Source organism: Bordetella genomosp. 13, assembly GCF_007679965.1.
Classification (GTDB): domain Bacteria; phylum Pseudomonadota; class Gammaproteobacteria; order Burkholderiales; family Burkholderiaceae_B; genus Bordetella.
The window spans coordinates 65,871-91,725 of record NZ_VEHL01000006.1 but is presented as its reverse complement, the minus strand read 5'-3'; the positions used below and the strand labels follow the sequence as shown (position 1 = coordinate 91,725).

At 69.1% G+C, this 25,855-nt stretch carries 23 protein-coding genes; 18 read left to right on the top strand and 5 right to left on the bottom strand.

Going from position 1 to position 25,855, the window contains the following annotated elements; all coding sequences use genetic code 11:
* Positions 1–21: 21 nt before the first annotated feature.
* The 6 genes from FS845_RS15640 (at position 22) to FS845_RS15615 (ending at position 6,238) form a co-directional block, all read left to right on the top strand.
* Positions 22–1,059 carry a LacI family DNA-binding transcriptional regulator gene (locus FS845_RS15640; protein WP_144636931.1) on the top strand — a complete coding sequence of 346 codons (1,038 nt, stop codon included), beginning with the start codon at positions 22–24 and terminating at the stop codon, positions 1,057–1,059.
* Positions 1,060–1,174: 115 nt separating this feature from the next.
* Complete coding sequence (locus FS845_RS15635) at positions 1,175–1,996, top strand: phosphodiesterase (protein WP_144636929.1); 822 nt, start codon at positions 1,175–1,177, stop codon at positions 1,994–1,996.
* Between the two features lie 153 nt (positions 1,997–2,149).
* The gene (locus FS845_RS15630) at positions 2,150–3,187 is read left to right on the top strand and encodes an ABC transporter ATP-binding protein (RefSeq protein WP_144636927.1); all 1,038 of its coding nucleotides are present in this window, start codon (positions 2,150–2,152) and stop codon (positions 3,185–3,187) included.
* A gap of 46 nt (positions 3,188–3,233) precedes the next feature.
* The gene (locus FS845_RS15625; protein WP_144636925.1) at positions 3,234–4,529 is read left to right on the top strand and encodes an ABC transporter substrate-binding protein; all 1,296 of its coding nucleotides are present in this window, start codon (positions 3,234–3,236) and stop codon (positions 4,527–4,529) included.
* A 48-nt stretch (positions 4,530–4,577) separates the two neighbouring features.
* Entirely contained in the window at positions 4,578–5,441 is an 864-nt protein-coding gene (locus tag FS845_RS15620; RefSeq protein WP_144637368.1) for a carbohydrate ABC transporter permease, read from the top strand.
* Positions 5,438–6,238, top strand: coding sequence for a carbohydrate ABC transporter permease (locus FS845_RS15615; RefSeq protein WP_144636923.1), 801 nt, complete (start codon positions 5,438–5,440; stop codon positions 6,236–6,238). Before FS845_RS15620 ends, FS845_RS15615 begins: the two co-directional genes overlap by 4 nt.
* Positions 6,239–6,249: 11 nt before the next feature.
* Here the strand turns inward: FS845_RS15615 and FS845_RS15610 are convergent, their stop codons facing one another.
* The 3 genes from FS845_RS15610 to FS845_RS15600 form a co-directional block, all read right to left on the bottom strand.
* The gene (locus FS845_RS15610; RefSeq protein ID WP_144636921.1) at positions 6,250–6,567 is read right to left on the bottom strand and encodes a hypothetical protein; all 318 of its coding nucleotides are present in this window, start codon (positions 6,565–6,567) and stop codon (positions 6,250–6,252) included.
* Positions 6,568–6,689: 122 nt separating this feature from the next.
* The gene (locus FS845_RS15605; protein ID WP_144636919.1) at positions 6,690–7,040 is read right to left on the bottom strand and encodes a DUF1840 domain-containing protein; all 351 of its coding nucleotides are present in this window, start codon (positions 7,038–7,040) and stop codon (positions 6,690–6,692) included.
* 79 nt (positions 7,041–7,119) lie between these two features.
* Positions 7,120–7,923, bottom strand: coding sequence for an IclR family transcriptional regulator (locus tag FS845_RS15600; protein ID WP_186332301.1), 804 nt, complete (start codon positions 7,921–7,923; stop codon positions 7,120–7,122).
* Between the two features lie 130 nt (positions 7,924–8,053).
* Between FS845_RS15600 and FS845_RS15595 the strand changes: the two genes are divergently transcribed.
* From FS845_RS15595 to FS845_RS15575, 5 genes are all read left to right on the top strand, one after another.
* On the top strand, positions 8,054–8,908 hold the full coding sequence (locus FS845_RS15595) for a TauD/TfdA dioxygenase family protein (RefSeq protein WP_144636915.1): 855 nt from the start codon (positions 8,054–8,056) through the stop codon (positions 8,906–8,908).
* Between the two features lie 52 nt (positions 8,909–8,960).
* Entirely contained in the window at positions 8,961–9,923 is a 963-nt protein-coding gene (locus FS845_RS15590; RefSeq protein ID WP_260986301.1) for a Bug family tripartite tricarboxylate transporter substrate binding protein, read from the top strand.
* Between the two features lie 397 nt (positions 9,924–10,320).
* Positions 10,321–12,015: an arginine--tRNA ligase gene (gene argS, locus FS845_RS15585; RefSeq protein ID WP_144636913.1), complete on the top strand. Its 1,695-nt coding sequence runs from the start codon at positions 10,321–10,323 to the stop codon at positions 12,013–12,015.
* A 9-nt stretch (positions 12,016–12,024) separates the two neighbouring features.
* Positions 12,025–12,738, top strand: a complete 714-nt coding sequence (locus FS845_RS15580; RefSeq protein WP_144636911.1) for an SPOR domain-containing protein — start codon at positions 12,025–12,027, stop codon at positions 12,736–12,738.
* Between the two features lie 63 nt (positions 12,739–12,801).
* A complete protein-coding gene (locus FS845_RS15575) occupies positions 12,802–13,440 on the top strand; it encodes a thiol:disulfide interchange protein DsbA/DsbL (RefSeq protein WP_144636909.1) in 639 nt (212 codons plus the stop codon).
* 150 nt (positions 13,441–13,590) lie between these two features.
* Here the strand turns inward: FS845_RS15575 and metC are convergent, their stop codons facing one another.
* Positions 13,591–14,784: a cystathionine beta-lyase gene (gene metC / locus FS845_RS15570; protein ID WP_144636907.1), complete on the bottom strand. Its 1,194-nt coding sequence runs from the start codon at positions 14,782–14,784 to the stop codon at positions 13,591–13,593.
* A gap of 220 nt (positions 14,785–15,004) precedes the next feature.
* Between metC and FS845_RS15565 the strand changes: the two genes are divergently transcribed.
* Positions 15,005–15,631 (top strand): LysE family translocator, encoded by a 627-nt coding sequence (locus tag FS845_RS15565; RefSeq protein WP_144636905.1) that lies wholly within the window; start codon positions 15,005–15,007, stop codon positions 15,629–15,631.
* A gap of 132 nt (positions 15,632–15,763) precedes the next feature.
* On the opposite strand, the gene FS845_RS15560 is transcribed toward FS845_RS15565, so the two are convergent.
* Entirely contained in the window at positions 15,764–16,822 is a 1,059-nt protein-coding gene (locus tag FS845_RS15560) for an MBL fold metallo-hydrolase (protein WP_144636903.1), read from the bottom strand.
* Between the two features lie 87 nt (positions 16,823–16,909).
* Here FS845_RS15560 and FS845_RS15555 point away from each other — a divergent pair, with 87 nt between their 5' ends.
* The 6 genes from FS845_RS15555 to FS845_RS15530 all read left to right on the top strand — a co-directional run bounded on the left by FS845_RS15555 (position 16,910) and on the right by FS845_RS15530 (position 25,793).
* Entirely contained in the window at positions 16,910–17,299 is a 390-nt protein-coding gene (locus tag FS845_RS15555) for a MerR family transcriptional regulator (RefSeq protein WP_144636900.1), read from the top strand.
* 174 nt (positions 17,300–17,473) lie between these two features.
* A complete protein-coding gene (locus FS845_RS15550) occupies positions 17,474–18,652 on the top strand; it encodes an isovaleryl-CoA dehydrogenase (protein ID WP_144636898.1) in 1,179 nt (392 codons plus the stop codon).
* A 146-nt stretch (positions 18,653–18,798) separates the two neighbouring features.
* Entirely contained in the window at positions 18,799–19,980 is a 1,182-nt protein-coding gene (locus tag FS845_RS15545; protein ID WP_144636896.1) for an acetyl-CoA C-acetyltransferase, read from the top strand.
* 587 nt (positions 19,981–20,567) lie between these two features.
* Positions 20,568–22,175, top strand: coding sequence for a carboxyl transferase domain-containing protein (locus tag FS845_RS15540; protein WP_144636894.1), 1,608 nt, complete (start codon positions 20,568–20,570; stop codon positions 22,173–22,175).
* A 150-nt stretch (positions 22,176–22,325) separates the two neighbouring features.
* Positions 22,326–24,392 carry an acetyl/propionyl/methylcrotonyl-CoA carboxylase subunit alpha gene (locus tag FS845_RS15535; RefSeq protein ID WP_144637364.1) on the top strand — a complete coding sequence of 689 codons (2,067 nt, stop codon included), beginning with the start codon at positions 22,326–22,328 and terminating at the stop codon, positions 24,390–24,392.
* A 162-nt stretch (positions 24,393–24,554) separates the two neighbouring features.
* Positions 24,555–25,793 (top strand): MFS transporter, encoded by a 1,239-nt coding sequence (locus tag FS845_RS15530; protein WP_186332300.1) that lies wholly within the window; start codon positions 24,555–24,557, stop codon positions 25,791–25,793.
* The last annotated feature ends 62 nt before the right edge of the window (positions 25,794–25,855 follow it).

The window sequence follows — 25,855 nt, the reverse complement described above, 5'->3', positions numbered from 1 at the left end:
GTTTTCACCAAGGCCGCCGCCGTGACCCGCAAAGCCCCCGCCCGTTCGTCCATCGTCGAAGTCGCCCGCCAGGCGGGCGTGTCGCCAGCCACGGTTTCGCGCGCCTTCAATCAGCCCGAGCTGCTGAAGGCCGACACGCTGGCGCGCATCGAGGCCGTCGCGCGCGAACACGGCTTTCGTCCCAATCGCGTCGGCCGCAGCCTGCGCGCCGGCAGCACCCGCACCCTGGGCCTGCTGCTGCCCACGCTGACCAATCCCGTGTTCGCCGATTGCTTCGAAGGCGCCGAGCAGCATGCGCGCGAAGCCGGCTACAGCGTCATGGTGGCCACCACGGGCTATGCGCCCGCCGTGGAGTCGCATGTGGTGCAGGAACTGATCGACCACCAGATCGACGGCCTGATCCTCACCGTCGGCACGCCCGCGCGCAACGCCACGCTGGCAGCGCTGCAGGCGGCGCGCATGCCGCACGTGCTGGCCTACAACGAGTCCGCCACGCATCCTTTCGTGTCGGTGGACAACCGCGCCGCGGCGCGCGAGATGGTGGCCTGGCTGGCCTCGCTGGGCCATTGCCGCATCGCCATCGTCACCGGCCCGCTGGCCGCGTCCGACCGCGCGCGCCGCCGCCTCGAAGGCGCGCGCGCCGCGGCGCGCCAGCATGGCCTCGATCCGCTCGGTCATCTGGTCATGCCGGCGCACACCGCCGCCAGCGCGGACGTGCTGCGCGACACACTACAGGGACCGCAGGCGCCCACCGCCTTGTTCTGCTCCAACGACCTGCTGGCCACCTCCGTCATCGCGCACCTGGTGGGCATGGGCCTGCGCGTGCCCGGCGACGTGTCCGTGTGCGGCTTCGACGGCGTGGCCATCGGCGCGCTCATGGTGCCGCCGCTCACCTCCGTCGAACAGCCCAGCCGGCAGATCGGCGCCACCGCTTGCGCCCACCTGCTGGCGCAGCTCGACGGCGCGGACACGCCGTCCGTGCGCCTGCCGCATCGCATTCTCCCCGGGGGCACGGTCGCCGCGCCGGCCCCGTCCACGCGTCCCACCAGGAAATCCTGACCATGAAACGTCCATTGAACGCCATGCTGCGCGGCACGCTGGCCGTGCGGGACCCGGGCACTGCCGCCGCGCCGTCAGCGTGCAGCTGATCAATCACTGATCCATGGAGCGCGAGATGCTCATTGCGCAAATCACCGACCTGCATATCCGCATGCCCGGCCAGAAGGCCTATCGCATCGTTGAGACCGACCTGTTCCTGCCGCCCGCCGTGGCGGCGCTCAATGCGCTGGATCCCGCGCCCGACGTGGTGATGATCAGCGGCGACCTGACCGACTTTGGCCGGCCCGCCGAATACCAGCACCTGAAGGGCATGCTGGACCGCCTGGCCGCGCCGTACTACCTGCTGCCCGGCAACCACGACGCGCGCGCCGAGCTGCAGAGCGTGTTCGAGGACCACACCTACCTGCGTGGCGTGGACGGCTTCGTGCAGTACACGGTGGAAGACTATCCGCTGCGCATCGTCGTGCTGGACACCGTGGTGCCCATGCAGAGCCACGGCGCGCTGTGCGATCGGCGCCTCGACTGGCTGGCCGATCGCCTGGACGAGCAGACGGAACGACCCACCGTCATCGTCATGCATCACCCGCCGTTCATCACCGGCATCGGGCACATGGACGCCATCGGGCTGCTGAGCGGTGCGGAGCGCTTCGAGGCCATCGTGGGCCGGCATGGCAACGTCGAACGCATCATGTGCGGGCACCTGCACCGCACGATCTTCCGCCGCTATGCCGGCACCGTGGCGTCCACCGCGCCCAGTACGGCGCACCAGGTGGCGCTGGACCTGCGGCCCGATGGCCCGTCCGCCTTCATGATGGAGCCGCCGGGCTTCCACCTGCACCAATGGCGGGACGGCGCGCTGGTCACGCACCACGCGTACATCGACGATTACCCGGGTCCGTATCCCTTCCACGAGGGTGGGGAACTGATCGACGAGTGACGTCGCGCGGGCCTGTCGCGCAACGCAGTCCTGCAAGCCGTTGTGCGCAGACCGCGGCCCCCATTCCTGACATCGCGCCGTCATGTTCCCTGGCCAGAATGAAAAGGATTTCATTCGTGGCCCGGCGCGGGCCGCGCCCATAAGAAAAATCCCATGCTCGTGCTCGAAAACCTCACCAAGCGATATGCCGATACGGCCGCCGTCGACGGGGTCAGCTTCAGCGCGCCGTCCGGCAGCTTCACGGCCCTGTTGGGCCCGTCGGGCTGCGGCAAGTCGACCACGCTGCGCATGATCGCCGGGCTGGACGCGCCCACCTCGGGCCGCATCCTCATCGGCGGCCGCGACGTCACGCGCATGGCCCCGGCGCAGCGCCGCATCTCCATGGTGTTCCAGACGTATGCATTGTTTCCGCACCTGACGGTGCGCGAGAACCTGCTGTTCGGCCTGCGCGTGCGCCGCGAGCCCGCGGCCGACTTTCCGCGCCGTGTCGACCGCGTGGCCGGCCTGCTGGGCTTGCAGGCGCTACTGGACCGCCGGCCCGCGCAACTGTCGGGCGGCCAGCAGCAGCGCGTGGCGCTGGGCCGAGCCGTCATCTCCGAAGCGCCGGTGTGCCTGATGGATGAGCCGCTGTCCAACCTGGATGCGCAACTGCGCCACGAGATGCGCCGCGAGATCCGCAACCTGCAGCGCGAGCTGGGCATCACCATGGTCTACGTCACGCACGACCAGACCGAGGCCATGAGCATGGCCGACCAGGTCGTGCTGATGCGGGCCGGCCGCATCGAACAGCGGGACACCCCCGCGGGTCTGTACGCCCGGCCGGCCACTCCCTTCGCCGCGCGCTTCATCGGCACGCCGCCCATGAACCTGATCGCGCTGGACACCCTGCACGGCCAGGCCGTGGTGGCGGGCACGCATGGACCCGCGCTGGCCGGCGTGCCGGCGGACACCCGCACGCTGGGCGTGCGGCCCGAGCACCTGCGCCTGCATGGCGATGGCCAGCCGGCCATGGTCCAGGCCATCGAATACTTCGGCGCCGATTCCATCGTGCAGTGCCGCCTGGGCGCAAGCCTGGTCGCCGTGCGCATGGCGGGCCATCCCGAGCTGCGCCAGGGCCAGCGGATCGGCCTGGCGTGGGACGCAGACCACCAGCATTTCTTCGCCGCCGATGCGGCGGCAACCGCAGTCTGAACCTCTCGGCCGGGCACGCCGAACCTCACGGAAAGGAAACACCCTCATGCGACGCATCGTATCCAAGACCCTGGCCGCCGCGCTTGCGTACGGCGCCGTCGCGCTGCCCGCGCAGGCGCAGCAGCAGCCGGTCGAAGTCGAGTTCTACTATCCGGTCGCGGTCGGCGGTCCCGTCACCAAGATCGTGGACGGCATGGCCGAGCAGTTCAACCGCGAGAACCCCGACATCCGCGTCAAGCCGGTGTACGCGGGCTCGTACCAGGACTCCGTGGCCAAGGCGCTGACGGCGCAGAAGGGCGGCACGCCGCCGCAGCTGGCCGTGCTGCTGTCCACCGACATGTTCACGCTGATCGACGAAGACGCCATCGTGCCCATCGATTCGGTCGCCAGGAGCGAAGAGGACAAGAAGTGGCTGGGCGGCTTCTACGACGCCTTCATGCAGAACAGCCGCACCGGCGGCCACGTGTGGGGCGTGCCGTTCCAGCGATCCACCATCGTCATGTACTACAACAAGGAGCTCTTCAAGGAAGCGGGCCTGGACCCCGAGCGCGCGCCCGCCACCTGGCAGGAGCTGGTCGAGTACGCGGGCAAGTTGACCAAGAAGGACGCCTCGGGCAACGTCACGCAGTGGGGCATCGAGATCCCCTCGGGCGGCGCCTTCGCCTACTGGCTGTTCCAGGCGCTGACCACGCCCAACGACGCCATCCTGATGAACGAGGCCGGCAACGAGGTCCACCTGGACAAGCCGGGCGTGGTCCAGGCCGCCGAGTTCTGGCATGACCTGGCCTACAAGCACGGCGTGATGCCCAAGGGCACCATCGACTGGGGCACCACGCCCAAGGACTTCCTGGAGAAGAAGGCCGCCATTGTCTGGACCACCACGGGCAACCTGACCAACATCCGCGCCAACGCCAAGTTCCCGTTCGGCGTGGCGATGATGCCCAAGAGCAAGCGCGGCGGCAGCCCGACGGGCGGCGGCAACTTCTACGTCTTCAAGAAGGCCACGCCGGCGCAGCAGCAGGCCGCGGTCAAGTTCGCGAAGTGGGCCACCACGCCCGAGCGCGCCGCCGACTGGAGCATCGCCACCGGCTACGTGGCCGTCACGCCTGCGGCCTGGCAGACCGAGAAAATGAAGCAGTACGTGAAGGACGTGCCCGCCGCCGAAGTCGCGCGCGACCAGCTGGACGTCAGCGTGGCCGAGTTCTCCACGCACGAGAACCAGCGCGTCACCAAGGTGCTGAACGACGCGCTGCAGGCCGCGCTGACGGGCGCGAAGACGCCGAAGCAGGCGCTGACGGACGCGCAGCGCGAAGCCGAGCGCATCCTGCGCCCGTACAAGTAAGGCAGGGAGGGGGCGGCCATGGCAACGCGCGGATCCGCGGGCAACGGCATGGCCCAGGTGTATGCCTGGCTGATGCTGCTGCCGTCCATCGTGCTGCTGGCCGCCTTCACGCACTATCCCGCGCTGGCCACCATCTGGCACAGCTTCTTCAGCACGCCCAAGGCCAACCGCCCGGCGCGCTTCGTGGGGCTGGACAATTACGCCGCGCTGCGCGACGACCCGGTGTTCTGGCAGGCGCTGTGGAACAACCTGGGGTTCGCGCTGGTGACCGTGCCCGTGTCTATCGGCGTGGCGCTGGCCATGGCGCTGTGGGTCGACCGCAAGCTGGCCGGCCGCGGCTTCCTGCGCATGGCCTACTTCACGCCCACGGTGCTGCCCATGGTGGCCGTGGCCAACATCTGGCTGTTCTTCTACACGCCGCAGTACGGCCTGATCGCGCAGGTGATGCAGGTGTTCGGCCTGCCCGGCCCCAATTGGCTGGGCAACCGCGACACTGCCTTGCCCGCGCTGATGCTGGTCACCGTGTGGAAAGAGGCCGGCTTCTTCATGATCTTCTATCTGGCGGCGCTGCAATCGATGTCGACCTCGCTGCGCGAGGCCGCGATGCTCGAAGGTGCGTCGCGCTGGCAGTACTTCCGCCGCGTGCTGTGGCCGCTGCTGATGCCCACCACGCTATTCGTGCTGGTCAACGCGCTGATCAACGCCGTGCGCATGGTCGACCACGTGGTGGTGATGACGCGCGGCGGCCCCGACAACGCCAGCACACTGCTGCTGTACTACATCTACCAGGTGGGCTTCAGCTTCTGGGACACCGCCTACGCCAGCGCGCTGACCGTGGTGCTGCTGGGCGTGCTGGCCCTGGTGACGCTGGCCAAGTTCCGCTGGCTCGACCGCAGGACGCACTACCAATGAACCGTACGCTGGACACCCTGGGCGCGTGGTTGCTGGGCCTGTTGTGGATCGTGCCGCTGGCCTATGCCGCATGGGCCGCCTTTCATCCTGCCGCGTACGCCACGCGCTTCGACCTGCTGGCGCCGCTGACGCTGGAGAACTTCGCGCGCGCCTGGCACTCCGCGCCCTTCGCGCGGTATTTCCTCAACACCTTCCTGCTGGTCACCATGGTGACGGGCGCGCAATTCGTGCTGTGCACGCTGGCGGCCTACGCCTTCGCGCGCTTCGCCTTCCGGGGCCGCGACACGCTGTTCCTGCTGGTGCTGGTGCAGCTGATGGTGATGCCCGACGCGCTGCTGGTCGAGAACTATCGCACCATGACGCTGCTGGGCGTGCGCGACACGGTGTTCGCCGTCGGCCTGCCGTATTTCGCGTCGGCCTTCGGCATCTTCCTGATGCGCCAGACCTTCAAGACGGTGCCGCGCGAACTGGAAGACGCCGCGCGCGTCGAGGGCGCGGGGCCGCTGCAGATCCTGTGGAAGGTGTACGTGCCGCTGGCGCGGCCCGTGTACGTGGCCTATGGCCTGGTGTCGGTCAGCTACCACTGGAACAACTTCCTGTGGCCGTTGATCATCACCGACTCGGTAGAGTCGCGTCCGCTGACCGTCGGGCTGCAGGTGTTCTCGTCATCCGACCAGGGCATCGACTGGTCGGTGATCACCGCCGCGACCCTGCTGTCCGCCGCGCCGCTGCTGGTGGCCTTCCTGCTGTTCCAGCGTCAGTTCGTGCAGTCGTTCATGCGGGCGGGGATACGGTAGGGGACGGGGCGTCAGTACCCGACCGTCAGCCCCGGCAGGTCCACCGTGATGCGCGCCTTGCCGAGCGCCAGCGCCGCCTGTTCGGCGAATTCGCGCGATTCCTTCTCGTCGTTCTTCAGCGTGTCGTAGCCCAGGGCGTCCGCCACGCCCATGATCTTGTCCAGCAGCAGCACCTTGCCGCTGGGGCGCAGGGGCTCGCAGCCCAGCGTTTCCCAGGCGCTTTCGAACCAGTCGCGCGCCTGGGTCGCGCGTTGCGGGGACGGGTCGACGTCGACCGACAGGTCGACCGTGTGGCGGGCATCGAAGATCACGGTAACGTCGCTGCGCATGATGGGGCTCCTGGCGTCGTGTGGCGGGGTGGAAAGTATGAGGCAAAACGCCGCCATCGAATGTCGGCGCTGCGACATTGCCGCGCCGGTCCTCGGGACCCGCCCGCCTCGCACGGCGCGGCCTACCACCCCCGCGACGTTTCCCAGGTGATGTCCTCGCCGGCTTCCAGCGACTTGCGCATCATGTCCAGCAGCGGGAACGCGCGGTTGCGCAGGGCGACGGGCTGGTCCACGGGATGGACCGGTGGCTTGTCGGGATCGCGCTCGTCGTCGTCGGGCTCGCCGTGGCCGCTGTCGGCCTGGATGGCGCGCTGCAGGCCGGCGATGGCGGCCGGCAGCTGCTCGCGGGTGAACACGCCGCGTTCGGGAATCTTGTCGCCGAAGGATTTGCCGGCGGCGATCAGCAGCGGGCCTACGTCGTCGCTGCGCATCAGGACGTCCGCGACGGCCTTGGAATGGAAAGTGACCAGCATGTCGTCTTCTCCTGAGGGACACTACAAGTCCGTACACTACCTCAGCCCGTGCGGGGCTGCCAGCCTGCGCGCCGCGCCGTCAGCCCGCGGACGGCGGCGTGGCGCCGATGCCGTCCATGATGGCGCGCGCGCAGGCCAGCAGGCGCGGGGCCACCTCGTCGCACAGCACCTGGGGCGGCAGCTTGAACGCGGGGCCGCCGCAATTGAGCGCATAGATCTCGCCGTCCGGCATCACCAGCGGCGTGGCCACCGCATTCACGTCGGGATGCCACTCGCCGAACGAGGCGACGTAGCCCACCTCCTGGTATTGCGCCAGGGCCTGCTGCAGCGGGGCCGCCAGCGTGGGCCAGCGGTCGTCCAGGCCGACCCGCAGGCTGTCTATGAGGCGGCTGCGCTCGTCTTCCGGCAGGCCGGCCAGATAGGCGCGGCCCGAGGCCGACGTGGCCAGGCCCAGCCGTGCGCCGATGCCGATGCGCATGACGATGGCCGCGGAGGCCGGCCGCACGGATTCCAGCAGCACCATGTCCAGACGATCGCGCGTGCCCAGATGCACGGTGACGCCCGCCTCCTCGGCGAAGGCGCGCATGGGCGCGCGCGCCTCGGCGCGCAGGTCGATGCGTGACAGGTATGCATTGCTCAGCGCCATGATGCCCGGCCCCAGTGCGTAGCGCTCGGAGCCCGGCGGACGGCGCAACAGCCCGGCCGCCAGCAGCGTGCCCGTCAGGCGCAACGCGGTCGCCTTCGGAATGCCGGTGCCTTCCGAGATTTCCTTCAGCGTGGCGGGGCTCTCGTGCCCGCCGATGAAACGCAGGACCGCCAGGCCCCGCGCCAGTGCGCTCACTTCGCCTTCCGCCAGTTCCGCGCCGGACGGGGTGTCTTGCATGTCGATTCCTGAAAATGGGCCGGACGGCCGGGGCGGTTTCATTTTACGGGATTCCCCTTAGGAAAATGGTCCACATTGCGGCGAGACAAGTAAATATAATAAAACTGAGTTCCATAATATGGAGGATGACATGAGTCTAACGCTGGCGCCCATACAGCCGGGCTTCGCCGCCCATGCCACGGGCATCGATCTGTCGCAGCCCTTGGACGGCGACCAGGTTTCCGCAATCGACCGGGCCATGGACGAGCATGCGGTGCTGGTCTTCCGCGGCCAGGCGCTGACGCCCGACCAGCAGCTGCGCTTCGCGCGGACGTTCGGAGAATTGGACCTCGGTTTCAAAAAAGCGTCGAAATCCGCCACCCGGCTGCAGCATGACGAACTGCTCGACATTTCGAACGTGGCCGAGGACGGGCAGGTGGCCGACCGCAACCACCGCAAGATCGTGGGCAACCTGGCTAACCAGCTGTGGCACAGCGACAGTTCCTTCCAGGCGCCCGCGGCGCGCTATTCGATGCTGCACGCGGTGGTGCTGCCGGACGAGGGCGGCGAAACCGAGTTCGCGGACATGCGGGCGGCCTACGATGCCCTGCCCGAGCCCCAGAAGCGCAGGCTGGCGGGCCTTTCGGCCGAGCACTACGCGCTGCATTCGCGCTTCCTGCTGGGCGACACCGACTACACGGAAGAACAGCGCCGGGCCATTCCGTCGGCCGTGTGGCCGCTGGTGCGCCGCCATGCCGGCAGCGGCCGCGAGATGCTGTTCATCGGCGCGCACGCCAGCCACGTCGTGCAATTGTCGGTGGCCGAGGGCCGCCTGCTGCTGATGGACCTGCTGGAGCACGCCACGCAGCCGCGCTTCGTCTACCGCCACGTCTGGCAGCCCGCCGACCTGGTGATCTGGGACAACCGCAGCACGCTGCACCGCGGCCGCGCCTTCGACCTGTCGGCCCGCCGCGAGCTGCGCCGCACCACAACCCTGGATGCCTGAACTTTCAAGCAGTACCCACAGAACAAGCCGCATCAGCGGCAGAGGAGACACCGTGAAACGTATCCTGAGCGCGGCGCTGTGCGCCGCGGCAGTCATCATCGCCGGCATGCCGGCGGCGCAGGCCTACCCCAACGGGCCCGTACGCCTGATCGTGCCGTTCCCGCCGGGCGGGCCGACCGACGCGCTGGCCCGCCTGCTCGCCGAGGGCCTGCAGGCGCGCTGGAAGCAGCCCGTCATCGTCGAGAACAAGCCCGGCGCCGGCACCATGATCGGGGCCGACCAGGTGGCCAAGGCGGCCGCGGACGGCCAGGCCATCGGCATCGTCAACAGCGCCTTCACCATCAACCCGCTGGTGCGCCGCTCCATGTCCTACGACACCCTGCGCGACCTGACGGGCGTGACGCAGCTGGTCGATTCCAAGCTGGTGCTGGTGGCGCGCGCGGATGCGCCGTTCAGCACCGTGCCGCAATTGGTCGAGGCGGCCCGCAAGCAGCCCGGCAAGCTCTCGTATGCCTCGCCCGGCGCCGGCACGTCCACCCACCTGGCGGGCGAGCTGTTCAAGAACGTCGCGGGCGTGGACATCGTGCACGTGCCGTACAAGGGCAGCAGCCCCGCCCAGACCGACCTGATCGGCGGACAGGTGGACATCATGTTCGACGTCCTGCAGTCCGCGCTGCCGCTGGTCAAGAGCGGACGCCTGAAGATCATCGCGCTGGCCTCGCCGCGGCGCGACCCGGCCTATCCGGACATCCCCACGGTGGCCGAGACGTTCAAGGGATTCGAGGTCGGCAGCATGTTCGGACTGATCGCGCCGGCGGGTACGCCGCAGCCGGTGCTGGCGGACATCCGCGACAACACCGCGGCCGTGCTGGCCGCGGCCTCGATGCGCGCCAAGCTTGCCGAGCTGGGCATGTCGCCGGTGGCCTCCACGCCCGACGAGTTCAACCGCTTCCTGCGCGCCGAGATCGAGAAGTGGCGCCCCGTCGTGCAGCGCAGCGGCATCCAGGCCGAGTAGCGAGGCCTGGCGCGGCGGCCTCGCTGGCGGGGCCGCCGGCCTTGGCGCATGCCATCGCGCGGACCCTCTCCTGAACGGTGCGGCGCGCGCGCCGGGCCGTCCACGGCATACCTGGGCCACGCGCCATCCGGCGGCGCGGACGAGCCGCCCCTTCCGGAACCGGGCATCCGCGAACGATCCGCCCCCCGCGAGATCTGACATCCACCAGTCCGGACATGGCCCCGGGCACTGCCGCGCGGACGGCTTCGGACATCAATTCACGCTATGATCTAGGCGGTTTTGCCGGTCTGCCGCCCTTGCGCCGCACCGGCCCCGGCGCGCCTCGGCCCAGGCCCCGGGCTGCGAGTGCGTCCCTGGCGGCGCGCGTGCTTTCACTGACTCATTTCTCCGGTCATCCATGCTCCTCGAGCAACAACAACAACTCGTTTCCCTGATCCAGGCCGCGGTCGCGCGCGCCCTGCCCGACGCCCAGCCCAACGTCCAGCTCGAGCGCCCGAAGGTCGCGGCGCACGGCGACATCGCGTGCAACGTGGCCATGCAGCTGGCCAAGCCGGCCAGGCGCAATCCGCGCGAGCTGGCGCAGCAGCTGGTCGACGCGCTGCTGGCCGAGCCGCAGGCGCGTGCCCTCGTCGAGACGGCCGAGATCGCCGGCCCCGGCTTCATCAATTTCCGCCTGACCGCCGCGGCCCGCCAGGCCGTCATCGGCGTGGTGGCCCGGCAGGCCGATCAGTACGGCCGCGCGCCGCGCCGCGACGAGAAGGTGCTGGTCGAGTTCGTGTCGGCCAACCCCACCGGCCCGCTGCACGTCGGCCATGCGCGCCAGGCCGCGCTGGGCGATGCCATCTGCCGCCTGTTCGACGCCAGCGGCTGGGACGTCACGCGCGAGTTCTACTACAACGACGCCGGCAACCAGATCCAGAACCTGGCCATCAGCGTGCAGGCCCGCGCGCGCGGCATCGAGACCGATTCCGCCGACTGGCCCGCCGACGGCTACAAGGGCGACTACATCGTCGACATCGCCCGCGATTTCCAGGCCCGCGCCACGGTGCAGGCCTCCGACGGCGAGCCCGTCACGGCCAGCGGCGACGTCGACAACCTGGACGACATCCGCCAGTTCGCCGTGACCTACCTGCGCCGCGAGCAGGACCTGGACCTGCAGGCCTTCGGCCTGGCGTTCGACAACTACTACCTGGAAAGCTCGCTGTACACGTCGGGCCGCGTCGAGGACACGGTGCAGGCGCTGATCGCCGGCGGCCACACCTACGAGCAGGAAGGCGCGCTGTGGCTGCGCACCACCGAGCTGGGCACCGGCGACGACAAGGACCGCGTGATGCGCAAGAGCGAAGGCGGCTACACGTATTTCGTGCCCGACGTCGCCTATCACAAGGCCAAGTGGGAACGCGGTTTCCACCACGCCGTCAACATCCAGGGCAGCGACCACCACGGCACCGTGGCGCGCGTACGCGCGGGCCTGCAGGGCCTGGAGGCCGGCATTCCCAAGGACTTCCCGTCCTACGTGCTGCACAAGATGGTCAAGGTGATGCGCGGCGGCGAAGAGGTGAAGATCTCCAAGCGCGCCGGCAGCTACGTCACCATGCGCGACCTGATCGAATGGGTGGGCCGCGACGCGGTGCGCTTCTTCCTGGCGCAGCGCCGCGCCGACACCGAATTCGTGTTCGACATCGACCTGGCCCTGTCCAAGAGCGACGAGAACCCGGTCTACTACGTCCAGTACGCGCATGCCCGCATCCGCACCGTCACGGCCAACGCCGGCGCCGAGGCCTCGGCCATCGCCGCGGCCGACACCGCGCTGCTGGTGGCGCCGACCGAGTTCGCGCTGATGCAGCGCCTGGCCGAGTTCCCGCAGGTGGTGAAGCTGGCCGCGCAGGAGCTCTCGCCGCATCACATCGCGTTCTGGCTGCGCGACTGCGCGGCCGACCTGCACGGCTGGTACGGCGCCGAGCGCTGGCTGGTCGACGACCAGGCACTGCGCCTGGCGCGCCTGCGCCTGGCGGATGCCACGCGCCAGGTGCTGGCCAACGGCCTGGGGCTGCTGGGGGTCACCGCCCCCGACCGCCTGGATCGCGAGTAACGGGGCGCCATGGCCACCAAGCGCAAATCCAGCCGTTCCGAGGGCGGCAGCATGATGTACGGCGTGCTGGCGGGGCTGTTGATCGGCCTGATCGTCGCCGCCGTCGTCGCGTTCTACGTCACGAATGCGCCCATGCCTTTCGTCGACCGCGCCACCCGCCAGAACGACCAGGGCAAGGCCGCGGACCCGCGTCAGGTCGACGATCCCAACAAGGCGCTCTACGGCCGCGACGGCCCGGCGGGCAACGTGCCCACCGGCCCCACGGCGGACTCGCCGTCGGCGCCGCTGCCGGGCGTGCTGCCCGCCAAGCCGTCGGGCCCGCCGGACGACCTGGGCGCGCTGATCGCCACGCTGCCGTCCAGCGGCGAAGCGGCGACGCCCGCCGCGCCGCCCGCCGGCAAGCCCGCGGCTCCGGCCGCTCCGGCCACGCCCGCCGCCAAGCCGGCCGCGCCCGCGCCGGCCGCCAAGCCTGCCACGGCTCCGCAACAATCGGGCAACTACTATCTGCAGGCCGGCGCGTTCCGCGGCCAGCAGGACGCCGAGTCGCTGCGTGCCCGCATCCTGCTGCTGGGATTGCCGGTGGCCGTGCAGCGGGCCGAGAGCAACGGCGCGCAGATCAACCGTGTGCGGGTCGGCCCGTTCGCCAAGCTGGACGACATGAATCGCGCGCGCACCCGCCTGGGCGAGAACAAGATCGAATCCACCGTGGTGCGCCAGCAATAGGCTTCATGGAACTTCCCGGCGCAGGCCGGGGTCTGTAACTCATTTACCTCAGGAAGAAGACTGATGCAGTCCAGGACCTACACCCGTTTCGTCGCCGCTGCCGCGCTGGCCGCCATGAGCTTCTTCGCCCCGGCCAGCCAGGCCCAGGGCACGCAGGCCTACAAGGTCATCAATCCGGCGCTGCCGTCCGACTCCCCGGGCAAGATCGAGGTCGTCGAGTACTTCGCCTACACCTGCCCGCATTGCGCCGCCATGGAACCCATGGTCGAGGAATGGGTCAAGAAGGCGCCCCAGGACGTGATCCTCAAGCAGGTGCCCATCGCCTTCAACGCCGGCATGAAGCCGCTGCAGCAGCTGTACTACACGTTGCAGGCCATGGGCCGCACCGACCTGCATCCCAAGGTCTTCAACGCCATCCACGTCGAGAAGAAGCGCCTGTTCACCAAGTCGGCCATCGCCGACTGGGCCGCCGCGCAGGGCGTGGACCGCGCCAAGTTCGAATCCGTGTTCGATTCGTTCAGCGTCACCAGCCAGGTGCAGCGCGCCGACCAGCTCAGCCAGGCCTCGCAGATCGACGGCACCCCGTCGTTCACCGTGGGCGGCAAGTTCCTGACCTCGCCCGTCATGGCCGGCAACAGCTACGACGGCGCCCTGAAGGAAGTCGACAAGCTGATTCCGCTGGCGCGCGCCGGCAACAGGTAATCGGCCGCGCGGCGTTCGCGCCGCATGCCAACGACGAGGGGCGCACCGAGCGCCCCTTTTTCATTATCCGCCGGCCTGGGGCGGCGCGCGGTCGCCCCGCCGGCGATGGCGGCGAGAGACGCCGCGCCCGTTGCGCGTCGCGTCGGGCTTCTACGCCTGCGCGGCCGCCCGCAATGCCTGCTCCAGATCCGCGATCACATCGCGCGGATCCTCCAGTCCGATGTGCAGCCGCACCGCCGCCAGGTCGCCTTCCTGCCAATAGGCGTGGTTGGCCAGGTCTTTCGGCGACACCAGCTGCACCAGGCTTTCGAAGCCGCCCCACGAGAAGCCGATGCCGAACAGCGTCAGGGCCTCGACGAAACGGCGCGCGGCGGCGGGCGACAGCTTCAGCGACACGGCCAGCATGCCGTTCGAGCCGCTGGCGTCGCGCTGCCACAGCGCGTGGCCAGGATCCTGCGGCCACGCCGGGTGATAGATGCGCGACACCTCGGACCGCGTGGCCAGCCACTCGCACACGGCCATCGCATGTTTCGCGTGCTGCGCCATGCGGATCGGCATGGTGCGCACGCCGCGCAGCGCCAGCCACACGTCGTCCGCGCTGACCGAATATCCCATGGCGTACTGCGTGCGGGCCAGGCGCCTGGCGATCTCGTCGTCGTTGGTCACCACCGCGCCCAGCATCAGGTCGGAGTGGCCGCCGACGTACTTCGTGCCGGCGATCACCGACACGTGCGCGCCCAGTTCCAGCGGCCGGTACACGTAGCCCGAGCCCCAGGTATTGTCGGTGGCCAGCACCAGCTTGTGCTGCTTCGCGAAGGCGGCCAGCGCGGGCATGTCCATCATCTGGAACAGCAGCGAGCCGGGCGATTCGGCATACAGCAGACGCGTGTTGGGCCGCACCAGCGTTTCGAGGTCGGCGTCGGGCGAGAAGTAGGTGATCTCGATGCCCAGCCGCGACAGCACCGCGTCGTGCAGTTCGCGCACGGGGCCGTACACGCAGTCGGCCACCAGCGCATGGTCGCCCGCGGACAGCAGGGCCATGAACACCAGCGTATTGCTGGCCATGCCCGACGACGACAGGTAGCAGTGCGTGCCGCCCTCCAGCTGGTTGAAGATGCTTTCCAGCGCCAGGTGGGTCTCCATGCCGGCGCGGCCATACGTGATGGCCCGCTCGCCCGCGGCCTTGCGGCGGTAGGCATTCTCCAGCGCGTCCAGGTCGCGAAAGCGCACGGTGCTGGCGCGCACGGACGGCTGGTTGACCGGCGCCACGCCGGTCTCGGGATCGAAGCGGGCGGTGCCGGTATGCTGCAGGACGGTATCGATGTGCTGGCGGGAATCGGACATGGGCTACGGCGGGTCGGGTCTGATGGGGATGGGGCCAATCTTATACCGATGGCCCGGCACGCATGGATTGGGCGGACGCCCGGCGGAACGCGCTTCCCGTATGATCGGAGCACGTCATCGGGCAGCCAAGGCAAGGCCCGCGGCCTTGCCCCTCGCCCCCTCGCGCGCGGCACTGGCGTCGCATCCGTGCGATGGCGCAAATCAAAAACGGAGACCCCGCATGCTTCCCCTGGATGCCCTCATCGCCTTCTTCGGTATTGCCGTGCTGCTGGCCCTGGCGCCCGGCCCGGACAACCTGTTCGTGCTGGTGCAGTCCGCCATGTGGGGTCGCGGCGCGGGCATGATGGTGGTGCTGGGGTTGTGCACCGGCGTGCTGGGGCACACGGCGGCGGTGGCGGTCGGGCTGGCGGGCATGGTGGCCGCCTCGCCCACGGCCTTCACGGTGCTGAAGCTGGCGGGCGCGGCGTACCTGGCCTATCTGGCCTGGGGCGCGTGGCGCGCGCCGGTGGGCACGGGAGACCTGGGCCGCCCCGAGCGCATGTCCTCGCCCGCGCTGTACCGCCGCGGCGTGATCATGAGCCTGACCAATCCCAAGGTGCTGCTGTTCTTTTTCGCCTTCCTGCCGCAGTTCACCCGGCCCGATGCGGGCCCGGTTGCCTTGCAGATCGTGGAGCTGGGCGTGGCCTTCATGGTGGCGGCCTTGCTGGTGTTCAGCGCCATCGCGTTTTTCTCGGGCGCCTTCGGCCAGCTGCTGCAGCGCTCGCCCGTGGCGCAGCGCGTGCTGAACCGTCTGGCGGCGGTGGTGTTCGTCGGACTGGCGCTGCGGCTGGTGACGTCCAGCCGCTGAAAGGCGCAGGCGGGCGCGGGGTCTGGCGGACCTTGCCTCCGCCGCACGTCGGCCGCTGTCGCCAAGCCCGACCGCTGCAAACGGTGCTGCTGCCGCGTCCTGCCTGGCGTGCCCCCGGCCAACGACGGCCGCCTACGCCGCGGTGAAGCGTACGATCCCGTCCTGCCCCTCGGCGCGCGTGAGCTTGCCTTCGAAATACAGCGCGTGCAGATGCGCCAGCGCCTCGCCCATGGCAAAGGTCATCTGGTGCAGGTCGAGCTTGCGGCGGAACAGCACGGGCACGATGTCCGACGTGGATTGCGGCGTGGCACAGGCCTCCAGCACTTCGGCCAGGCGATCGGCGTGATGGCTGTGCTGCTGCGCGATGCGCTCGTGCAGTCCCTTGAACGGCCGGCCGTGCGACGGCAGCACCAGCGTGTCGGCCGGCAGGCCGTCGTAGCGGTCCAGCGAGTTCAGGTACAGCGGCAGCGGGTTCGACTCGGGTTCGTACGCGAACACGCTGATGTTGGTGGAGATGCGCGGCAGCACCATGTCGCCGGAGATCAGCACGCGCAGCGCGTCGCTGTACAGCGACACGTGTTCGGGCGCGTGGCCGTAGCCCACGATGACCTGCCACGTGTTCGGGCCGATCTTCACGCGGTCGCCGTGCAGCAGGCGCACGTAGCGGCGCGGCATGGACGGCACCAGGTTGATGTAATAGCCCGTGCGCTGGCGGATCTGTTCCAGCGACTCGGGATCGGTCATGCCATGGCGCGCGAAGTGGCGCACCGCGGCCTCGCCGTTGGGGCCGGAGCCGCTCTGGTCCGAGCACCACAGGCAGGCGGTGACGTAGTCCGTCATGCTCATCCACAAGGGCGCGTTCCAGCGCTGGCAGATCCAGTCGGCCAGGCCGACGTGGTCGGGATGCATGTGGGTGACGATCACGCGCAGCACGGGCAGGCCTTCGAGCTGCGACTCGAAGATCTGGTTCCACAGCGTCTTCACTTCCTCGCGCGAGATACCGCAGTCGATGACGGTCCAGCCCTGGCGGCCGTCGATCTCGTCGCGCAGCAGCCAGAGGTTGATGTGATCCAGCGCGAACGGCAACGGCATGCGGATCCATTTGACGCCGTCCGCCACGGCTTGCGAGGTGCCGGCGTCGGGCTGCGCGTCGCCCCAGGGATACTGCAGTTGATGTTCGTTGGGATTCATCTGCGGATAGGCCTACGTGGAAGCGTCCGGCTTGACGGGGCAGGCCGGCCAGCATAATTTACGTTTACGTAAACTGCCATACATCGCATGCCGCCGTCAACCTGGACCATCTCGGAGCTCGCCCGCGAGTTCGCCATCACGCCCCGCACGATCCGCTTCTACGAAGACCAGGGCATCGTCAGTCCGGCGCGCGACGGGCGCAACCGCGTCTACGGCACGCGCGACCGCACCCGCCTGAAGCTGGCGCTGCGCGGCAAGCGGCTGGGCCTGCAGCTGTCCGAGATCCGTTCGCTGATCGACATGTACGAAAGCCCGGTCGACACCGAGCCGCAGCTGCGCGAATACCTGAACGTGCTGGCCCGCCATCGGGCCCAGCTCGAGCAGCAACGCCAGGACATCGACGAGACCCTGCAGGAAATCGAGAGCCAGGAATTGAACTGCCAGGAGTTGCTGACGTACAAGCGGACGATTCCCTGAGCCGCCGGCGGGTACGGGTTTTCCCTGTCTACTTTACGTTTACGTAAACGTTATAGTTGCAGTGCATCATTGCCCGGCGCTGTGCTGGCGAGCAGGATGACGCGGCCGGCCACGACCGGACGGCAGCGTCGAAGCACACCATAAAAGTAAGTGCCTACTGTCACGGAGACAACCATGGACATTCCCGGCCTCAGTTTCGATCTGGGCGAAGACCTGGACATGCTGCGCAACGCCGTGCGCGCTTTCGCGCAGGAAGAGATCGCGCCGCGCGCGGCCGAGGTCGACCGCACCGACCAGTTCCCCATGGACCTGTGGCGCAAGTTCGGCGACCTGGGCGTGCTGGGCATGACGGTCAGCGAGGAATACGGCGGCACGGGCCTGGGCTACCTGGCCCACATGGTGGTGATGGAGGAGATCACGCGCGCCAGCGCCTCGGTGGGCCTGTCCTACGGCGCGCATTCCAACCTGTGCGTGAACCAGATTTTCCGCAACGGCACCGACGACCAAAAAGCCCGCTACCTGCCCAGGCTGGTGTCCGGCGAGCACGTGGGCGCGCTGGCGATGAGCGAGCCGGGCGCCGGCTCCGACGTGGTCAGCATGCGGCTGCGTGCCGAGAAAAAGGGCGACCGCTATGTGTTGAACGGCACCAAGATGTGGATTACCAACGGCCCCGACGCCGATACCCTGGTGGTCTACGCCAAGACCGACCCCGAGGCCAACCAGCGCGGCATCACCGCCTTCCTGGTCGAGAAGGGCTTCAAGGGCTTCTCGGTGGCGCAGAAGCTGGACAAGCTGGGCATGCGCGGCAGCCATACCGGCGAACTGGTGTTCCAGGATTGCGAGGTGCCCGCCGAGAACGTGCTGGGCGAGGTGAACGGCGGCGTCAAGGTGCTGATGAGCGGCCTGGACTACGAACGCGCCGTCCTGTCGGGCGGACCGCTGGGCATCATGCAGGCCGTGATGGACGTGGCCGTGCCGTACATCCACGACCGCAAGCAGTTCGGCCAGGCCATCGGCCAGTTCCAGCTGATCCAGGGCAAGATCGCCGACATGTACGCGGTGCTGCAGGCCAGCCGCGCGTTCTGCTATGCCGTGGGCAAGAACCTGGACAGCCTGGGCCGCGAGCACGTGCGCCAGGTGCGCAAGGACTGCGCCGCGCTCATCCTGTATACCGCCGAGAAGGCCACGTGGATGGCAGGCGAAGGCGTGCAGATCCTGGGCGGCAACGGCTACATCAACGAATACCCGGTGGGCCGCCTCTGGCGCGACGCCAAGCTGTACGAGATCGGTGCCGGCACCAGCGAAATCCGCCGCATGCTCATCGGCCGGGAGCTGTTCAACGAAACCGCCTGACGCGCGCGTCCGCGGGCGCCGTCGCCCGGGGATGCCGTGCGTCCGGCTGAAAGACTTTATCCCTTACGATTACTTCCAGGCGGCAGCGCCCGGGCCGGCCACGCCGTGCCGGCGCCCGCTTCGTCCCGATTTCCAGGAGTCTCATCATGTCCGATCCCGTCGTCATCGTTTCCGTCGCCCGCACGCCCATGGGCGGCATGCTGGGCAGCCTGTCCGGCCTGGCCGCCCATGAGCTGGGCGCCGTCGCCATCAAGGCCGCCGTCGAGCGTGCCGGCCTGAAGCCGGAGCAGGTCAACGAAGTCATCATGGGCAACGTGCTGCAAGCCGGCCAGGGCCAGGCGCCCGCCCGCCAGGCCGCGCTGGGCGCTGGCCTGCCGCTGGGCGTGTCGTGCACCACCATCCACAAGGTGTGCGGCTCGGGCCTGAAGGCCGCGATGTTCGGCCACGACCTGCTGCTGGCCGGCACCGCCGACGTGGTGGTCGCGGGCGGCCAGGAAAGCATGAGCAACGCGCCCTACCTGATGCTCAAGGGCCGCCAGGGCTACCGCTACGGCCACGCCACGGTGTACGACCACATGGCGCTGGACGGCCTGGAAGACGCCTACGACCGCGGCAAGGCCATGGGGGTGTTCGCCGAGGACTGCGCCACGAAGTACGAGTTCACCCGCGAAGCGCAGGACGCCTTCTCGCTGGAATCGCTGCGCCGCGCGCGCGCCGCCAGCGAAGACGGCTCGTTCAAGTGGGAAATCACGCCCGTCACCGTGGCCGGCAAGAAGGGCGACACGGTCATCGACACCGACGAGGCCCCCGCCAAGGCCATGCCGGAAAAAATCCCCACGCTGAAGCCCGCCTTCAAGAAGGACGGCACGGTCACCGCCGCGAACGCCTCGTCGATCTCCGACGGCGCGGCCGCCATGGTGCTGATGCGCGAATCCACCGCGCAGAAGTTGGGTTGCAAGCCGCTGGCCCGCATCGTGGCGCACACGCAGCATTCGCAGGAACCGCAGTGGTTCACCACCGCGCCGGTGGGCGCGCTGAAGAACCTGTACGCCAAGACCGGCTGGAAGCCGTCCGACGTCGACCTGTACGAGATCAACGAAGCCTTCGCGGTGGTCACCATGGCCGCCATGAAGGACTTCGACCTGCCGCACGAGAAGGTCAACGTCCATGGCGGCGCGACCGCCCTGGGCCACCCCATCGGCGCGTCGGGCGCCCGCCTGGTCGCCACCCTGGTCGGCGCATTGCGCAAGACGGGCGGCAAGAAGGGCGTCGCCACGCTGTGCATCGGGGGCGGGGAAGCGGTTGCCATGGCGATCGAGATGGTTTGATGGGTTTTGGTTTGTAGCGGTGGTTGTTGTTTGAGTTCTTGAGTCGCAGCGTTGCGGCGGATGGGGCGCCCCGGCCAAGTCGTCGGGCTCGGGCGCGCCACCAGGCGCCCTCGGTCCCCTGCGGGGACTTCCCCTCCTCCAATTGGCCGGGACGCCCCATCCGCCGCAACGCTGCTGGCTCTGTGCAAACTCAATCGCCGTCACACCTCTGGAATCAGCTGCGATGTCGTTGGAGGTGTGGTGGGCAGACCTCTTCTTTGTGGAGAGAAGCGGAGCCGGCATGCACGCTGTGCATGTTCAACCAGAACCCCACTACCCCCAGTACTGCGATGCCGCGAGCTCGCATTGCTGTGAGTCCTTTCAGCTTTCCGGCCTCGTGGCGGCCAAGTCACTCGGTTCGGGCGCGCCACCAGGCGCCCTCGGCCCCTGCGGGGCTGCCCTCGCTCCAATTGGCCGCCACGAGGCCGGAAAGCTGAAAGGACGCCTCAAGAACCAATGCCGAAACGGCAAAGCACAAAGACCGTACGACAAAAATAATTCCCCGCGCCATAAACGCCGTGCGCGCGTTGAAGAGAGACAAGACCTACATGCCGATTATCGAATCCCGCATCAACCCGCGTTCGCAGGAATACACCGATAACGCGCGCGCCATGCAGGCGCAACTGGATGATCTGGCCGCCCAGACGGCCCGTACCGCGCTGGGTGGCAACGAGGCCGCGCGCGCCAAGCATACGGCGCGCGGCAAGCTGTTGCCGCGCGAGCGCGTCGAGCGGCTGGTGGATCCGGGCAGCGCGTTCCTGGAACTCTCGCCGCTGGCCGCGCACGGCATGTACGACGGCGAGGCGCCCGGGGCGGGCATCATCACCGGCATCGGCCGCATCTCGGGCCAGGAGTGCGTGATCGTCTGCAACGATGCGACGGTCAAGGGCGGCACCTACTATCCGCTGACGGTGAAGAAGCACCTGCGCGCGCAAGAGGTGGCGGCGCAGAACCGGCTGCCGTGCGTGTATCTGGTGGATTCGGGCGGCGCCAACCTGCCGCGCCAGGACGAGGTGTTTCCGGACCGGGACCACTTCGGGCGCATCTTCTACAACCAGGCGAACATGTCCGCGCAGGGCATCGCGCAGATCGCGGTGGTGATGGGCTCCTGCACCGCGGGCGGCGCCTACGTGCCGGCCATGAGCGACGAGTCCATCATCGTGCGCAACCAGGGCACGATCTTCCTGGGCGGGCCGCCGCTGGTGCGCGCGGCCACGGGCGAGATCGTCAGCGCCGAAGACCTGGGCGGCGGCGATGTGCATACGCGCCTGTCGGGCGTGGTCGACCATCTGGCCGCCAACGATCTGCATGCGCTGCAGCTGGCGCGCGGGGCGGTGGCGCGGCTCAATCTCACCAAGCCCCGGCCGCTGGCGCTGCAGCCCGTGCGCGAGCCGCGCTACGATCCGGCCGAGCTCAACGGCATCATCCCGGCCGATACGCGCAAGCCCTACGACGTGCGCGAGGTCATCGCGCGCATCGTGGACGGGTCCGAGTTCGACGAGTTCAAGGCCCGCTTCGGCGCCACGCTGGTGACGGGCTTCGCGCACATCCACGGCATGCCGGTGGGCATCGTGGCCAACAATGGCATCCTGTTTTCCGAGTCGGCGCAAAAGGGCGCGCACTTCATCGAGCTGTGCGCGCAGCGCAAGATTCCCCTGGTGTTCCTGCAGAACATCACCGGCTTCATGGTGGGCCGCAAGTACGAGAACGAAGGCATCGCGCGCCACGGCGCCAAGATGGTGACGGCGGTGGCCACCGCGGCCGTGCCGAAGTTCACGGTGCTGATCGGCGGCTCGTTCGGCGCGGGCAACTACGGCATGTGTGGCCGCGCGTATTCGCCGCGGCTGCTGTTCATGTGGCCCAACGCGCGCATCTCGGTGATGGGCGGCGAGCAGGCCGCCAGCGTGCTGGCCACCGTGCGGCGCGAAGGCATCGAGGCCAAGGGCGGGCAATGGCCCGCCGAGGAAGAGGACGCCTTCAAGGCGCCGATCCGAGACCAGTACGAACGCGAAGGCCACCCCTACTACGCCACCGCGCGGCTGTGGGATGACGGCATCATCACGCCCGCCGACACGCGCCGCGTGCTGGGGCTGGGATTGTCGGCGGCCTTGAACGCGCCGATCGAGGACACGCGGTTCGGCGTGTTCCGGATGTAGAGAAAAGCCTGGAAGAAAGCCCACCCCCTACGCGCTGCGCGCGCCCCCTCCAGGGGGCGGCACCGGCGGGCCGGCGGAGCCCGGATCCGCGGTGCCCGCGATAGCTGTATTGGCCGTTGTAGTTTTTTCTCGGACCCGCCCATGAGCAAACTGTTCGATACCCTGCTGATCGCCAACCGCGGCGAGATCGCCTGCCGCGTCGCCGCGACCGCCCGCCGACTGGGCATCCGCACCGTGGCCGTCTATTCCGACGCCGACGCGCAGGCGCGCCACGTCGCGGCCTGCGACACCGCCGTGCACATCGGCGGGCCGGAGCCGCGCGCCAGCTACCTGCGCGCCGACGCCATCCTGCAGGCCGCGCGCGCCACCGGCGCGCAGGCCATCCATCCGGGCTACGGCTTCCTGTCCGAGAACGAGGACTTCGCTCGCGCGGTCGCCCAGGCCGGCTTGACCTTCGTGGGCCCGCCCGCCGACGCCATCGCCGCCATGGGCAGCAAGTCGGCCGCCAAGACCCTGATGGAGAAGGCCGGCGTGCCGCTGGTGCCGGGCTACCACGGCGACAACCAGGATGCGGCCTTCCTGCAGTCGCAGGCCGATGCCATCGGCTATCCGGTGCTCATCAAGGCCAGCGCCGGGGGCGGCGGCAAGGGCATGCGCGTGGTCGAGAATTCGGCCGCCTTCGCCGACGCGCTGGCCTCGTGCCGCCGCGAGGCGGCGTCCAGCTTCGGCGACGATCGCGTGCTGATCGAACGCTATCTGCAGAAGCCGCGCCACATCGAGATCCAGGTGTTCGCCGACACGCAGGGCGAATGCGTCTACCTGTTCGAACGCGATTGCTCGGTGCAGCGCCGCCACCAGAAAGTGATCGAGGAAGCGCCCGCGCCCGGCATGACCGATGAGCGCCGCCGCGCCATGGGCGAGGCAGCCGTGGCGGCCGCGCGCGCGGTCGGCTACGTGGGCGCGGGCACGGTCGAGTTCATCGCCGAGCCCGATGGCCGCTTCTACTTCATGGAGATGAACACGCGCCTGCAGGTCGAGCATCCCGTCACCGAGCTGATCACCGGCCACGACCTGGTCGAATGGCAGTTGCGCGTGGCCGCGGGCCAGTCGCTGCCGGCGCGCCAGCAGGACCTGCGCATCACGGGCCACGCCATCGAGGCGCGGCTGTATGCCGAGAATCCCGACAATGGGTTCCTGCCGTCCATCGGCACGCTGGTCCACCTGGACCTGCCGGCGCATGCGGCCTTCGCCAACGGCGACGTGCGCGTGGATGGCGGCGTGCGCGCGGGCGATGCCATCACGCCCTTCTACGATCCCATGATCGCCAAGCTGATCGTGCATGGCGCCGACCGCGACCAGGCGCGCCTGCGCATGCTGCAGGCCCTGGCGCATACGCGCGTGGTGGGCGTGCAGACCAACGCGGCCTTCCTGGGCCGCCTGATGCGCGACGAGGCCTTCGCGGCCGCGGACCTGGATACCGGCCTGATCGAGCGGCGCCGGGCCACGCTGCTGCCCGCGCCAAGCCCGGCGGATGCGGACACGCTGGCGCTGGCCAGCGCCGCGTGGCTGGCCCGGCAGGGCATGGATGGCAAGGGCGGCGCGGCGACGCAGTCGGCGGGGACGGCAACGCCTGCCGGCGCGCTCGGCATCGCGCCGGCCGATCCCTGGAGCGTGCGCGACGGCTGGCGCGTCAGCGGCCGCCTGCCGCAGCAATTGGCGTGGATCGATGGCGGCCAGATGCGCACCGTGGCCGCGGCGTGCCGGCCCGACGGCTGGCGCATCGATGGCGGCCAGGGCGAGCAGGCATGGTCCTGGCGCGTGGAATCCGAAGGCGCCGACAGCTGCGCGCTGCGCATCGTGCTGGACGGGCGCGAGGTGGGCGGCACGGTCGTGGTGCAGGGCGACCAGTTCCACGTCTTCCGCGGCGACACGGTGCGCGTGCTGGAGCGCCACGACGCGCTGCGTCATGCCGGCGACGACGAGCAGGGCCATGGTGGCGGCCTGACCGCGCCCATGCCGGGCAAGATCATCTCGATCGGCGTGCAGGCGGGCGATGCGGTGAAGAAGGGCCAGCCGCTGCTCGTGATGGAGGCCATGAAGATGGAACACACGATCTCGGCGCCGGCCGACGGCGAGGTGCGCGAGGTGTTCTATGGCGTGGGCGACCAGGTGACCGAGGGTGCGGAGCTGGTGGCGCTGGAGGCGGCGCAGGGCTGACGCGCGGCTTGCCAAGGAAGCGCCAGTTACAAGTGCGTTAGTCCGATGTCAGGTAGGCGTGGCTAGAATCTCCGCTTCCCGGCGCCGTCCGAGCGCCCGCGCACCAGGGACGCCGCCCCTTGCTTCGACACACGAGCGTCGGCGGCCGACCTGCTTCCTCCCATGTCCGCCGATCCATCCCTCGCCGATTCCCCCAGTCCGCTGTCGCGGCCTGCCTTCCTGCATTTCCTGGCGGGGCGTTTCGGCGCCTCGCTGTCCTTCCAGATCGTATCCGTGGCGCTGGGCTGGCAGGTCTACGAACTGACCGGCAGCGCGCTGGACCTGGGCCTGATCGGCCTGGCGCAGTTCCTGCCCATGGCCGTGCTGACGCTGGCCGTGGGCCACGTGGCCGACCGCTACGACCGCCGCACCATCGTCGCCGTCTGCATGGTCATCGAGGCCGTCGCGGCCCTGGTGCTGGCCCTGACGGCGCTCTACGGCATCGGCGGCCGCACGCTGCTGTACGCCATGATCGTGCTCATCAGCTCCGCGCGCGCCTTCGAGGCGCCCACCCTGCCGACCCTGCTGCCGGCCATCGTGCCGCGGGCGTGGATTCCGCGCGCCACCGCCATGTCCACGTCGTCGAACCAGGTGGCGATGATCGCCGGTCCGGCCCTGGGGGGCGTGGGCTACGGCCTGGGCGCGGGCTGGATCTACTGCATCGCCGCTGCGATGTACCTGGTGTCGTTCTCCTGCATGGTCACGATGGTCATCGAGCGCGCGCCGCCGCGCCGCGAAGTCACCACCCTGCGCACGCTGTTCGCGGGCATCACTTTCATCTTCCAGCGCCGCATCCTGCTGGGCACGCTGTCGCTGGACCTGTTCGCCGTGCTGCTGGGCGGCGCCGTGGCCCTGCTGCCCATTTATGCCAAGGACATCCTGCAGGCCGGCCCCTGGGCGCTGGGCGCGCTGCGCGCCGCGCCCGCCTGCGGCGCGGTGCTGATGGCCCTGCTGCTGGCACGCCACAACCTGCTGGGCGAACGCATCGGCCCCATGCTGTTCGGCGCCCTGATGCTGTTCGGCCTGGCCACCGTGGTGTTCGGCGTGTCCACGTCCATTCCGGTGTCGGTGGCCGCGCTGGTGCTGCTGGGCGCGTCGGATGCCATCAGCGTGGTGGTTCGGTCTTCACTGGTGCAGTTGAACACCCCCGACGAAATGCTGGGCCGCGTCAGCGCGGTCAACACGCTGTTCGTCGGCACCTCGAACCAGCTGGGCGAATTCCGCGCCGGCCTGAGCGCCGCCTGGATGGGCGCCGTGCCCGCCGTGGTGCTGGGCGGCATCGGCACCGTGGCGGTGGCGGCGTTGTGGATGTGGTGGTTTCCGGAGCTAAGGAAGCTGAAGTCGCTGCATGGCGAGAACTGACGTCGGCTTGCGCAATATCGGCAGAGGCTCTCTCGAGGGAAGCAGGCCTCTTCAATACGTGG

Coding starts and splice junctions, on each gene's coding strand:
- FS845_RS15560 (WP_144636903.1), bottom strand. CDS start 16,822: ATGAATCCCAACGAACATCAACTGCAGTATCCCTGGGGCGACGCGCAG.
- FS845_RS15580 (WP_144636911.1), top strand. CDS start 12,025: ATGGCCACCAAGCGCAAATCCAGCCGTTCCGAGGGCGGCAGCATGATG.
- FS845_RS15555 (WP_144636900.1), top strand. CDS start 16,910: ATGCCGCCGTCAACCTGGACCATCTCGGAGCTCGCCCGCGAGTTCGCC.
- argS (WP_144636913.1), top strand. CDS start 10,321: ATGCTCCTCGAGCAACAACAACAACTCGTTTCCCTGATCCAGGCCGCG.
- FS845_RS15595 (WP_144636915.1), top strand. CDS start 8,054: ATGAGTCTAACGCTGGCGCCCATACAGCCGGGCTTCGCCGCCCATGCC.
- FS845_RS15635 (WP_144636929.1), top strand. CDS start 1,175: ATGCTCATTGCGCAAATCACCGACCTGCATATCCGCATGCCCGGCCAG.
- FS845_RS15530 (WP_186332300.1), top strand. CDS start 24,555: ATGTCCGCCGATCCATCCCTCGCCGATTCCCCCAGTCCGCTGTCGCGG.
- FS845_RS15625 (WP_144636925.1), top strand. CDS start 3,234: ATGCGACGCATCGTATCCAAGACCCTGGCCGCCGCGCTTGCGTACGGC.
- FS845_RS15630 (WP_144636927.1), top strand. CDS start 2,150: ATGCTCGTGCTCGAAAACCTCACCAAGCGATATGCCGATACGGCCGCC.
- FS845_RS15600 (WP_186332301.1), bottom strand. CDS start 7,923: ATGCAAGACACCCCGTCCGGCGCGGAACTGGCGGAAGGCGAAGTGAGC.
- FS845_RS15620 (WP_144637368.1), top strand. CDS start 4,578: ATGGCCCAGGTGTATGCCTGGCTGATGCTGCTGCCGTCCATCGTGCTG.
- FS845_RS15605 (WP_144636919.1), bottom strand. CDS start 7,040: ATGCTGGTCACTTTCCATTCCAAGGCCGTCGCGGACGTCCTGATGCGC.
- FS845_RS15575 (WP_144636909.1), top strand. CDS start 12,802: ATGCAGTCCAGGACCTACACCCGTTTCGTCGCCGCTGCCGCGCTGGCC.
- FS845_RS15610 (WP_144636921.1), bottom strand. CDS start 6,567: ATGCGCAGCGACGTTACCGTGATCTTCGATGCCCGCCACACGGTCGAC.
- FS845_RS15545 (WP_144636896.1), top strand. CDS start 18,799: ATGTCCGATCCCGTCGTCATCGTTTCCGTCGCCCGCACGCCCATGGGC.
- FS845_RS15550 (WP_144636898.1), top strand. CDS start 17,474: ATGGACATTCCCGGCCTCAGTTTCGATCTGGGCGAAGACCTGGACATG.
- metC (WP_144636907.1), bottom strand. CDS start 14,784: ATGTCCGATTCCCGCCAGCACATCGATACCGTCCTGCAGCATACCGGC.
- FS845_RS15565 (WP_144636905.1), top strand. CDS start 15,005: ATGCTTCCCCTGGATGCCCTCATCGCCTTCTTCGGTATTGCCGTGCTG.
- FS845_RS15615 (WP_144636923.1), top strand. CDS start 5,438: ATGAACCGTACGCTGGACACCCTGGGCGCGTGGTTGCTGGGCCTGTTG.
- FS845_RS15540 (WP_144636894.1), top strand. CDS start 20,568: ATGCCGATTATCGAATCCCGCATCAACCCGCGTTCGCAGGAATACACC.